Origin of the sequence: Marinobacter azerbaijanicus, from assembly GCF_030250645.1 — a bacterium.
Taxonomy (GTDB): Bacteria; Pseudomonadota; Gammaproteobacteria; order Pseudomonadales; family Oleiphilaceae; genus Marinobacter; species Marinobacter azerbaijanicus.
Map to the genome: position 1 here is coordinate 45,101 of NZ_JASSVS010000005.1, position 11,771 is coordinate 56,871.

General features: G+C 58.4%; 10 protein-coding genes. 6 read left to right on the forward strand and 4 right to left on the reverse strand.

The genetic code is table 11. From position 1 onward, the window contains the following. The first annotated feature begins 264 nt into the window (after positions 1–264). The 6 genes from mqo to QPM17_RS11210 all read left to right on the forward strand — a co-directional run bounded on the left by mqo (position 265) and on the right by QPM17_RS11210 (position 6,822). Complete coding sequence (gene mqo / locus QPM17_RS11185) at positions 265–1,782, forward strand: malate dehydrogenase (quinone) (protein ID WP_285390817.1); 1,518 nt, start codon at positions 265–267, stop codon at positions 1,780–1,782. Further along, positions 1,779–2,948 carry a Re/Si-specific NAD(P)(+) transhydrogenase subunit alpha gene (locus QPM17_RS11190; protein ID WP_285390819.1) on the forward strand — a complete coding sequence of 390 codons (1,170 nt, stop codon included), beginning with the start codon at positions 1,779–1,781 and terminating at the stop codon, positions 2,946–2,948. Before mqo ends, QPM17_RS11190 begins: the two co-directional genes overlap by 4 nt. Next, entirely contained in the window at positions 2,948–3,235 is a 288-nt protein-coding gene (locus QPM17_RS11195) for an NAD(P) transhydrogenase subunit alpha part 2 (RefSeq protein ID WP_285390820.1), read from the forward strand. Before QPM17_RS11190 ends, QPM17_RS11195 begins: the two co-directional genes overlap by 1 nt. Before the next feature lie 2 nt (positions 3,236–3,237). Next, the gene (locus tag QPM17_RS11200) at positions 3,238–4,635 is read left to right on the forward strand and encodes an NAD(P)(+) transhydrogenase (Re/Si-specific) subunit beta (RefSeq protein ID WP_285390821.1); all 1,398 of its coding nucleotides are present in this window, start codon (positions 3,238–3,240) and stop codon (positions 4,633–4,635) included. 9 nt (positions 4,636–4,644) lie between these two features. Further along, positions 4,645–5,634, forward strand: coding sequence for an L-threonylcarbamoyladenylate synthase (locus QPM17_RS11205; RefSeq protein WP_285390822.1), 990 nt, complete (start codon positions 4,645–4,647; stop codon positions 5,632–5,634). 156 nt (positions 5,635–5,790) lie between these two features. Next, positions 5,791–6,822 (forward strand): lipid A deacylase LpxR family protein, encoded by a 1,032-nt coding sequence (locus tag QPM17_RS11210; RefSeq protein WP_285390823.1) that lies wholly within the window; start codon positions 5,791–5,793, stop codon positions 6,820–6,822. 19 nt (positions 6,823–6,841) lie between these two features. On the opposite strand, the gene QPM17_RS11215 is transcribed toward QPM17_RS11210, so the two are convergent. Genes QPM17_RS11215 through QPM17_RS11230 form a run of 4 tightly spaced genes read right to left on the reverse strand, consistent with a single transcriptional unit; the run spans position 6,842 to position 11,770 of the window. After that, positions 6,842–8,644, reverse strand: a complete 1,803-nt coding sequence (locus tag QPM17_RS11215; protein ID WP_285390824.1) for an AMP-dependent synthetase/ligase — start codon at positions 8,642–8,644, stop codon at positions 6,842–6,844. After that, complete coding sequence (locus QPM17_RS11220) at positions 8,641–9,450, reverse strand: ABC transporter ATP-binding protein (protein WP_285390825.1); 810 nt, start codon at positions 9,448–9,450, stop codon at positions 8,641–8,643. The genes QPM17_RS11215 and QPM17_RS11220 overlap by 4 nt, the downstream gene beginning before the upstream one ends. Positions 9,451–9,458: 8 nt before the next feature. After that, positions 9,459–10,667, reverse strand: a complete 1,209-nt coding sequence (locus tag QPM17_RS11225) for an ABC transporter substrate-binding protein (protein ID WP_285390826.1) — start codon at positions 10,665–10,667, stop codon at positions 9,459–9,461. Positions 10,668–10,726: 59 nt separating this feature from the next. Next, the gene (locus tag QPM17_RS11230; RefSeq protein WP_285390827.1) at positions 10,727–11,770 is read right to left on the reverse strand and encodes a branched-chain amino acid ABC transporter permease; all 1,044 of its coding nucleotides are present in this window, start codon (positions 11,768–11,770) and stop codon (positions 10,727–10,729) included. Position 11,771: the final 1 nt, after the last annotated feature.

Genomic DNA, 11,771 nt, shown 5'->3' on the forward strand with positions numbered 1-11,771 from the left:
CCCTCCTGAGCTGATAAAAAATTCGCTCTGGCTTCGAGAGCATCTCATGCCAGACAGTATTGTAAGTTTTCCCTCTGCCTCCAAGTCAGAATAGCCCAGTACGTCAACCATATCCCCTGCGACACCGCGATATCGACCAGTCGATGCCGCCCACATCCCTCGGTTTTTTCGATCCATAGCTATTCAAAAACCTGTTCTTTTACGACCTGTCATTAGACTAAGGTATGCCCCCCTTTATCCGGGCACTACCCAAAAGGTCACGATATGGCGAGTCACCACACTGATATCCTGATGATTGGCGGCGGCATCATGAGCGTTACGCTCGCTTCGCTGATCAGCCAGCTGGATAACTCAAGGTCAATCACCCTGGCCGAGCAATCCGGCCAGCTTGGCGAAGAGAGCTCCGATGCCTGGAATAACGCGGGCACCGGTCATGCCGGTTACTGCGAGCTCAATTACACGCCCCAGAAATCGGACGGCACGGTCGACATCGAGCGCGCACTGAAAATCAACGAACAGTTCGAGGTGTCTCTGCAGTTCTTGAGCTCGCTGGTTGATCGCAAGGTGCTTCCCCGGGCGGACCGCTTTATCCGCAACGTCCCTCACTTAAGCTGGGTCCAGGGAGCCGATGCATGTCAGTATCTGAAAAAACGACATGTGGCGCTCCAATCACACCCACTGTTCGCGGCCATGGAGTTTTCCAGCCGGCCGTCCAACTTGTCGGACTGGTTGCCCCTGGTGACAGGCTCGCAATCCTCCATTGTGCCCACCGCAGCCACCCGTGTTGCCCACGGCAGTGATGTGAACTTCGGCGCCCTGACCCGCCTGCTCGGCCATTCCCTTGCGCAGCAGAGCAACACTGATATCCGCCTGAAAACCCGCGTTACCAATCTCACTCGCAAACAGAAGACCTGGATAGTCACATTGCTGGACCTTGAGTCCGGAAAGACAACTGAGCTGACCGCCGATTTCGTGTTCGTCGGTGCCGGCGGTGCTGCGCTGCACTTGTTGCAGAAATCCGGTGTGCCCGAAGCAAAGGGCTACGGCGGTTTCCCGGTTTCCGGACTGTGGCTGGCCTGTGAAGATGCAGCGCTGGCAAGGGCCCACAACGCCAAAGTGTATAGCCAGGCGCCGGTGGGCGCGCCACCAATGTCAGTGCCACACCTCGATACCCGCTTCATTGATGGCAAACCCGCCCTGCTGTTCGGGCCGTTTGCGGGATTCACCACCCGCTTCCTGAAAGCGGGTGGGGCGTTCGACCTCGTCAGATCGGTCCGCGGCCATAACCTGCAGAACCTCATGGATGTGGCCGTAGCAAACTGGCCGCTGACCCGCTATCTGATCAGGGAAGCCCTCAGTTCCATAGACTCCAGGCTGGACCAACTCCGAAAATTCCTGCCGGATATGCAACCGGAACAATGGCGCCTGCGCCAGGCCGGCCAGCGCGTCCAGATCATCAAATCCAACAGTCGTAACCGCGGTACGCTGGAATTCGGCACAGAAGTGCTGACGACAGCCGACCGATCAATGGCAGCCCTGCTCGGTGCATCTCCCGGCGCCTCCACCTGTGTATCCGCGATGCTGAACGTGATCGAACGCTGCCTGCCGGAGCTGGTCACCGGGCCGCGCCTGGAAACCCTGCAAACGCTGATTCCCAGCTACGGTCAGCCCTTACAGGAGGACACCGTGCTGCTGGAAAACGTTCGCCAGTACACCTCCAACACCCTGGGCCTATGGCCCACCCCCTCTCAATTAACCCCTGGACGGAGCATTTCCGCATGATGATTGGTATTCCCCGGGAGAAACTGGCTGGTGAAAACCGGGTCGCAATTATTCCCCCAGGCGTAACGCAACTGATGGAATCCGGCTACGAAGTGGTCGTGGAGAGCGGTGCGGGCCTGGCTGCCCACTTCACGGATGAAGAGTACCGCCACTGCGGCGCCATCATCGCGGATGACGCCGAGGCGCTCTACCGGCAGTCTGACATCATCCTCAAGGTGCGGGCGCCGGAGCCGGATGAAGCTGCCCTGATCCGGTCTGAGTCCACGCTGATCTGCCTGCTCGATCCCTGGTTTAACCGGCCTCTTCTGCAGCAACTGGCTGACCAGTCCGTGCAGGCCTTCGCCCTGGACCTCGTACCACGTACAACCCGCGCCCAATCCATGGACGTACTCAGTGCCATGGCCGGAATCACCGGCTACCGCGCAGTGCTCAGTGGCGCCATGGCTCTGCCGCGATACTTCCCGATGCTGATGACCGCCGCCGGCACCATCCACCCGGCCCGCGTGCTGGTTATCGGAGCTGGTGTGGCTGGCCTGATGGCCATTGCTACGGCCCGTCGCCTGGGTGCCGTGGTAGAAGCCTATGACCTGCGCCCTGAGGTCAAAGAGCAGGTAAACAGCCTGGGGGCGGATTTCATTGAAATTGAGGTTCCACAACCGGCGGCCTCTGGCAACGACGGTTACGCCAAAGCCCAGAATGCCGAATTCTATGCTGCCCAACGGCAGCAGCTCGCTGACTGCGTGGCCCGGGCAGATCTGGTGATCACCACCGCATCGATACCGGGTAAACCGGCGCCAAAACTGATTGATCGCGACATGATCCACCGCATGAAAAGCGGTTCCGTCATTGTCGATCTCGCCGCTGACAAAGGTGGGAACGTTGAAGGTACCGTTCTGAACAAGAAGACAGACCTGGATGGCGTCACCCTGGTGGGTCACGCCAACCACCCTTCGAGGGTGCCGGTGCACGCCTCGCAGCTTCTCACCCGAAACATTACCGGCTTCCTGCTGAATATGACCAGCGAAGGACGCTTTGAACCCGACCCGGAGGATGACATCGTCGCCGCAACACGAGTCGTCCATCAGGGGCAGATCCTGCATGGCCAGGAGCCCCGGAAAACGACTGCTCCGGAAACCACGGAATCGGACGCTGAGGAAACTGCCTGATGGAGATGTTTGTTCTTAGTTTCACTATTTTCATTCTTGCCCTGTTTGTCGGCGTCGAGCTGATCAACAAGGTCCCGCCGACCCTGCATACGCCGCTGATGAGCGGCACCAACGCCATCTCCGGTGTTGTCATTGTTGGCGCCATCATCAGTGCCGGCAGTACCGATCTGTCACCCAGCGTGGCGGGGGCTCTCGGATTTGTTGCCGTTACCCTGGCCAGCATCAACATCGTGGCCGGCTTTCTGGTAACAGACCGGATGCTCAACATGTTCAAGCGGAAGGGATAACCATGTTTGCACTGATCAACTTCTCTTACCTGGCGGCTGCCATCTGCTTCATTCTCGGCATCAAAGGCATGACCAAACCCAGCACCGCCGTCCGGGGTAACCAGCTCGCGGCCGTCGGTATGCTCATCGCCGTGATTGCCGCGCTGCTGCATAAGGAAATCATCAATTACGCGACCATCATTGCGGGCATGTTGTTGGGCGCCGCCATTGGCGTCTGGCTGGCAAAGCGCACTGCCATGACACAGATGCCGGAACTGGTGGCCAGCCTTAATGGTGTTGGCGGTGCGGCTTCCGTCACGGTCGCCACCAGCACCTGGCTCCATGCCCTGGCTACCGACAACCTTGGCACCACCGGCTGGACCGTGGCGATTCTGGTATCCATTGTAATCGGCGCGGTGACACTGTCCGGCTCGCTGGTCGCGGTACTCAAGCTGCACGGCAGTATCGGCGACTCCGGCAGGAACAGGGCCTGGCAGTTGATCGCCCTGCTTGCGTTGATTGCCGTTGTTGGCGGCAGCGCCCAGTTTGCCACCGGCACTGGCGCCCAGCCGCTCGCGCTGGCAGCGCTGGTTGGATTGTGTCTGATTCTGGGCGTTGGCCTGGTGCAGCCGATCGGGGGTGCTGACATGCCCGTGGTTGTTGCCCTGCTGAACGCCTACTCGGGTCTCGCCGGGGCTGCCACCGGCTTTGTACTGGACAACCAGGGGTTGATCATCACCGGCTCACTGGTGGGCGCCTCCGGCCTGATTCTGACGGCGGTCATGTGCAAGGCCATGAACCGGTCACTGCCAAACGTGCTGTTTGGGGGCGCTTTTGGTCAGAGCGGAAGCGGAGCCAAAGCGCAGGATGAGGGAGATTTCTACGCTGGCAAGGTGAAGTACGCCACCGCCGATGAACTGGCTTTGCTGCTGGATAGCGCCCGCAAGGTGGTCATGGTCCCCGGCTACGGTCTGGCCGTGGCCCAGGCCCAGCATGCGGTCAAAGAGCTGGCGTCCCAACTTGAAAGCCGTGGCGCCAGTGTCAGCTATGCCATCCACCCGGTTGCAGGCCGGATGCCCGGACACATGAACGTGTTGCTGGCGGAAGCCGAGATACCCTATGACCAGCTCAAGGACATGGATGCCATCAACCCGGAACTGCCCCAGGCCGACGTGGTCATCGTTCTCGGTGCCAACGACGTGGTCAACCCGGCGGCGGCCGAGGAACCCAGCTCCCCAATCTACGGTATGCCCATACTCAATGTTCACAAGGCAAAAACCGTGGTCGTTGTGAAGCGCAGCCTTTCACCCGGCTTTGCAGGTATCCCCAACAGCCTTTTTATCAAGGATAATAGTCTGATGCTGAAAGGCGATGCCAAGGATGTTCTGCAAGCGACAACCCGGGCCATCAAAGATTTATAGAGGCTGATCATGATTGAGCTAGATGCCGGAACACCAGGTGACGTCGAACACGCCGCCAGCCTTCTCCGCCAGGGCCACATTATTGCCATCCCGACCGAAACGGTCTATGGGCTCGCGGCGGACGCAGGCAACCCGGCAGCGATAAAAAAGGTCTTTGAGGCAAAACAGAGACCGATCGGGCATCCCCTGATCGTACACCTGTCGGACCCTGAGCGGATTCACCAGTGGGTGGATCGGGTACCCGACTTTGTGTGGCCGCTCATTGAGGAATACTGGCCCGGCCCCCTGACCATACTGTTGCCAAAAAAGTACGGTGTGAGTGACTTCATTACCGGTGGTCAGCCCGGGGTGGCCTTAAGAATGCCGGCCCATCCCGTTGCACTGGAGACCCTCCGTCTGTTGGGCGGGGATATTGTCGCCCCTTCTGCCAACCCCTATGGCAGAATAAGCCCAACCTCGGCCAGCCACGTCCTCAGGGGAATGGCCGGCAGAATCCGGGCGGTTCTCGATGGCGGCAACTGCTCCGTGGGCATCGAATCCACCATCCTTGATCTGACCGGCGAAGTGCCCTCCATCGCCCGCCCTGGCGTGATCGGACGAAGCGAACTTGAGCGTTTCCTGGGCATGTCGTTCCCGGACCACGCACCAGCCAAGCGAGCCGTGCCCGGAAACGTCAAACATCACTACCAACCGGTCACCCCCACCATCGGCGTGCCACCAGAGCGTTTTCCAGAGGCGTTGCCCGAGTTAACCGGGAATACCGGACGAACAGGCGTTATCTGGTGGCAATCACCCCCTCCGGAGTCTGCGGTCACCGAGTCAATCCGCCTCGGTGACAATCCCGAGGACTATGCCCGCATGCTCTACACCGCCATGCATGCCATGGATCAGGCGGATCTGGCCCGTATCATTATCGAACTGCCACCAAAGACCGAGCCATGGCTGGCCATTCACGACAGGCTGGGTCGCGCCTGCACGCAAAGCTCGGGCGCCGATTAAGCAACAGCCACATAAGCCATGATTTCCACCGGGAACGACCTGGCCATTGGCATCAATCGGAATCTGGGCGGCAGACAGATTACCCTATGCGGTCGCTATCGCCGTCTGCCCAGGCATTGGAACGGGTTATACTGCAACGTTTAACAGGAGTGACCAATGCCCCCTAAGCTGCCCCCGCTTTCGGAACAACTGTTACGCCCGACCCTGGTGACTCTGCTGAAGAGCCTGACATTCTCCGTATTTGCCGTTACCGCTCAGGCCGACACATTCAACATTGTCTGGGACAATGACCTGTTTACCGGTATGGACAGGGGATACACGAATGGTCTGAAGCTCTCCTATCTCACAGCCACAGCCGATGACCCGCAAAGAAAATCGTCCAGACTTGCAGAAGGGGCGAGAGATTCTTTTGATTTTCTGCCAGGCCTGGATTCCGTGACGCAGGATCATGCGCTTGCCTTCAGCATGAGGCAACTGATGGTCACCCCGGCGGATATCACCGCACGCGAGCCCCGATTGGACGATCTTCCCTATGCGGGCTTCCTGTTGGCCGGCACCACATTATGGAGCTGGGACGCCAGCAATATTACCGGATACGGTGTCCACCTCGGAGTGGTGGGGCCGGAAAGCGGCGCAGAGGCGTCCCAGAAATGGGTGCATAAACTGACCGGAAGTAAAACTCCGAATGGCTGGGACCACCAGCTTGGAACGGATGTGATTGGAGGTGTGCAGGCGGAACACGCCAGAAAAGTCATGCAGAGTGGTTCACCGGACAGTCTGAAGCAGGAAGTCTCAGTCCTGGGCTCAGCCATAGTGTCCAGCTTCAGAACCAGCGGCAGGGTCGGGCTGGTCTGGCGTATCGGAAAACATCTGCCAATGAATTTCGTACCCGATTATGCGGGCACGGCCTCCACCATCGGCCTACCCGGCGCTTTGAACGAAAACAGGCAGGGATGGTCCGTGTTCATTGGCATGGGGCTGGAATATGTACCCTATTCCTATCTGGATAAAAATTCAGCTCCCTCCCAGTTCGACGAAAGCCTGATTCAGGGCCTGGCTGGCATTGGCGGCACATGGCAGTGGAACCAGCTACAACTGGCACTGACTCTACGGGCGACCACCGGCGAAAAAGAGACCAACAAGGATAATTTCAACTATGGCACCCTCTCGGTGACATGGGCTCTGTGATGCTTTCAAAGGATGGTTTTCAGGCATAAAGCGACTCAATCACATCCGTGTATTTTTCGTAGATTTTGCTCCGCCGCACCTTCATGGTGGCCGTCACCTCATCATCGTCATGGTCGAGCTCCTTGGTGAGCAGGTGGAAGCGTTTGATCTGCGCCACCTGGGGCAGTTGCTCGTTGCCTTTGTTCACTTCCGCCTCAATCAGTTCGTTTACCCGCTGCTGCTCGGTCAGGCTGCGGAAGGTGGTATAGGCAATCCGCTCCTGCTCGGCCCACTTGGCAACCGTCTCAAAGTCGATCTGGATCAGGGCAGAGACATACTTCCGGGCCTCACCAATCACAATGCATTCCTTGATGTAGGGGCTTGCCTTGATGGTGTTTTCGATTTCGGTGGGGGAAAGGTTCTTGCCCCCGGCGGTAATGATGATGTCTTTCAGGCGATCAACAATCTTGAGCTGGCCGTCCCGCCATTCGCCCACATCACCGGTGTGCAGCCAGCCGTCTTTCAGGGTTGAAGCGGTTGTTTCCTTATTCTTGTAATAGCCCTTGAACATGCTGCCACCGCGCATGATGATCTCGTTATGCTCGCCAAGTTTCACCTCCACCCCGGCAATAGCAACCCCGACGGTGCCAAGATGCACGTTATCCACTGGTTGGGCGGTTGCAACGCCTGTGCTTTCCGTCTGGCCATAGACTTCCACCAGAGGAATCCCCATGGTCCGGAAGAATTCCAGAATGCCAGTGGAAATGGGGGCAGCACCGGTCATCGCGAGGGTGCACCGGCGCAGGCCAATGAAATTCTGCAATGCCCGGAAGACCAGCCAGTAGCTGAGGCTGTAGAGACACTTTTCTTTCAGGCTCCACTGCGCCCGGGGCCGGGTAGCGGTGGGCGAACATACCCGGATCGCCCAGTTGAACAGCGCCCTCCGGAAGCGTCCGGTTTCCTGGATCTTGATATAGATGGAGGAATGCAGCTTTTCCCATATTCTTGGCACCCCAAGGAAAAACGTCGGTGCAATTTCCCGCAAATCCTCCTGGATGGTTCGCAGGCTCTCACCAAAGCTGACGGAGCTGCCCGCGTAAATCGGCGCAATGTTGGTGACCGCCTGCTCTGCCACATGGCATAGCGGGAGGTAGGAAAGACAGGACCCATGCTCGTCTGCCTGCAACAGCTCAATAAGCCCCGGTGCAGCCGCATGAAGGTTACCCCAACTGATCATGGCGCCCTTGGGCCGACCGGTGGAGCCGGACGTGTAGATCATCAAAGCGGTGTCGTCCATCTGCTGGCCATCCAGCAGTTCGTCCGTCAGCCCGGGGTGCTCTTTCTCGAACTCCCGGCCTCTGGCCTCGATATCCTCGAATGCCGTCGGTGGCTCCGGATAATAACCAAGCCCCTTCATATCAATGGCGATGGTGTACTTCAGCTTTGGCAGGTCGGGCCAGGCTTCCAGTACCTTGTCGGTCTGTTCCTGATCCTCACACACCACGATTTCCGCATCGCTGTGCTCAAGGACGTAGGCCACCTCGTTCCACGGACTGGTGGGATAGACGCCCACACAGATGCCGCGGGCGATACCGATACCCATCTGGGCAATAACCCACTCCACCCGGTTTTCCGAGATAATGGCCACATGGCCACCTTCGTTGAGCCCCAGCGCGCGGAGTCCAAGCCCGAAATGCCGGGCACGCCGATAGTAATCCTGCCAGCTGTAGGCCTGCCAGATGCCGAAGTCCTTCTGGCGCAGTGCCAGCGCCCCGGGCCGCTCTCTGGCGTGAGCCCGCAACATCTGGGTGAGGGTCAGATCAGGTATGGAAGGTGTTGTCATGAAAGCCACCGTTTACGGCGTTTGTAATGCTTGATGTCACGGTAACTGCGGGTTTCGCCTTCCTTGCCTCCCACCCCGAGGTAAAACTCCCGGACATCCTCGTTGGCGGTCAGTTTGTCTGCCGGCCCGTCAATCACGATCTTGCCGTTTTCCATGATGTAACCATAGGACGCGATCGCCAGAGAAACGGCCGCGTTCTGCTCTACCAGCAGAATCGCAGTGCCCTGCTCCCGGTTAATCCGCGCCACGATGGTAAAAATCTCCTCCACCAGCAATGGCGCCAGACCCAGTGAAGGTTCATCCAGCATGATCAGCTTCGGTTGGGCGATCAGTGCCCGGCCAAGAGCCAGCATCTGCTGTTCGCCACCAGACAGGTACCCCGCCAGCTGTTTGCGACGTTCCTTGAGCCGCGGAAAATAGGTGTAAACCAGTTCATAGCTGTCACTCAGGGACGGCTTGTTGCCAGTAAGTGCATAGGTAGCGGCAACCAGATTCTCTTCCACCGTCAGGTCTTCAAACACGCGACGACCTTCCATCACATGAAAGAGTCCGTTGCGCACCAGTTTTTCGGGCGGCGTCCCCTTCAGGTCCTTGCCCCGGAAACGGACTTCACCGGCAGTCACTTCACCGTCTTCCAGGGACAGCAGGCCGGACACACTTTTCAGTGTGGTGGACTTGCCGGCGCCGTTGGAGCCAAGGAGCGCCACAATGGCCCCCTCCGGCACCCGCAGCGACAGGCCCCGGAGGACCTGCACCGACTTATTATAGACCACCTCGATGTTATCGATTTCCAGTAAGGCTTCCATACAGCCCCTCAGTCGAGGTGAATCCAGTCCGATACCGGCTCGTAACGGCCTTTTTCGGCATTGACCCGCCAGATACGGCCGACCGGGAAGGACATGTCCCTGACGGTTACCGGAATACCGATGATGCCGCCGGTGTCCCAGTCCTCGATGGAGGCCAGTGCCTCGGCCATATTGTCACCAGTCAGTTCCTTGCCAGCGTCAAGGGTGCGCTTGACCACTTCGGTCCACACCATGGCGTTGAACCAGGCCTGCATGTAGCCGGTCGGGCGGTAATCAGCCTCCGGGTCGCTCTTCTCGGCCTGAGCCCTGAGTGCGTCCAGCATCGGCCCGCTTTCTTCGCTGTCATAGTAGTTGTAGGGCATAACACCCATGTAGCCGTCCGCATCCGCGCCCATCTTGTCGATGATCAGCTTGTCCGAAGACCAGAAGGTACCCATGAATTTGGTATCCAGCCCCATCTGGCGCATCTGCACCATGAACTCGTTGATCGGCGACAGAACGTAGCCGTGGAACACCACGTAATCCGGGCGGACCCGGCGCAGCTTCAGGATTTCAGAGGACACGTCCACGCTGCCAGGTTTGGTGACGATGTCCTCAACCACCTCGATACCCAGCTCGGCGGCACGGGCCTTGCCATTCTCGATCGGGTCCTTGCCAAACTCGGTGTCGCTGTAGACAAAGGCCACCGTCGGCATGTCCCCACCTTCACCCTGGGAGGCGATGTATTCCAGGATAATGCCGAACATCTGGCTGTAGTTGGGTCCCGGGATAAACTGATAGGGGTATTGCTCGTTATCCGTCAGTGCAGTCGCGAAGGACGCTCCGCTCATCAGGGTATTGCCCTGGCTGTTCAGCTCCGAGGCGATGGCCTTCATGAACCCGGTACTGTCCCCGTAATAGGTGGCCGGTGATTCACTGCCGGAAATTTTCTTGAAGGCAGCCACCGAGCGGTCCACTTCATACGCAGTATCTTCCATCACGTACTTCACCGGATGGCCATTGATACCACCCTCGCTGTTGATCCAGTCGGTGTAGTCGGTCAGCCCCGCATGGATGTGAATCCCGGCAAAGGCAAACACCCCGGACAGCGGAATGGAGCCACCGAACACGATGGGTTCCTTGTCCTGGGCCATGGCCGGAGCCGCCACTGTTAATGCAGCGACCAGGCCGCCAAGCCCGGCAAGCCTGCGTCCTTTGTTAAGTATGTTTCTGAACATGTTTCTTCTCCTTGCTGCTTCTTGTTGTTGGTGATGCATCGGTTCTCACTGAAACACGGTTAATTCCTGAATGGCCACAGGTGAAAGAAACGGCGGATGCGGTGCCATATCTCCGCAAGGCCATGGGGTTCGAAAATCAGAAAGCCCACAATCAGGGCGCCGAAAATGATCTCCAGCATGGGCGACATGAATACAGGGGCGTTTGGATAGAAAGGCGTCAGTGCGGAGGTCAGCAGTTTCAGTGCTTCCGGCACCAGCGTCATAAAGGCCGCGCCGAGTATGCCCCCCAGCAGGTTACCCATGCCTCCCACAATGACTGCTGCAAGGTAGAAGATCGACATGGACAACGGAAAACTCTCCGGCGTTACCACACGGTAGAAATAGGCGAACAGGCCTCCGGCTATGCCCGCGTAGAAGGAGCTCAGCGCAAAGGACATCAGCTTGTATCGCAGCAGGTCTATACCAAGAATCTCTGCGGAAATGTCCCGGTCCCTAATGGCAATGAAAGCCCGACCGATCCGGGTCCGGAATACATTGGCTGCGGCGAGCACCATCAGCACCGCCAGCGGCACAATGACGAAATACATCATGAAATCACTCTGGAAAGACCACCCGAACAGGTGCGCCGGCTCCAGACTCAGGCCACCCATGCCGCCGGTGACCGATTCCCACTCTGCAAAAATGAAATGCAGGAAAACGCCGGCCGCCAGAGTGGCAATGGCCAGGTACAGGCCCTTGACCCGCAGCGAGGGCAGACCCACCAGAATACCTACAGCGGCGGCCATGAACCCGGCAAGCAACAGGGTTACCGGGAACGGCAGGCCGGTATTGACGGAGAGCCAGGCCACCGTATAGGCGCCAACCCCCATAAAGCCTGCCTGGCCCAGGGAAATCAGTCCGGTAAAGCCGGTAAGAATATTCAGGCCAGTGGTGCTGATAACAGCAATACCCACCAGGCACCCCAGGTACAGAAGGTAGGAATCCGCCATAAACGGAAACACCAGCAGAAACAGCAGGAAAAGACCAAACCAGAACTTCTGGGTAGACGTGGTCCAGATCGCCTCATCGGCCTCGTAAGTCTGTTTTGCGTCACCAATCCGCATC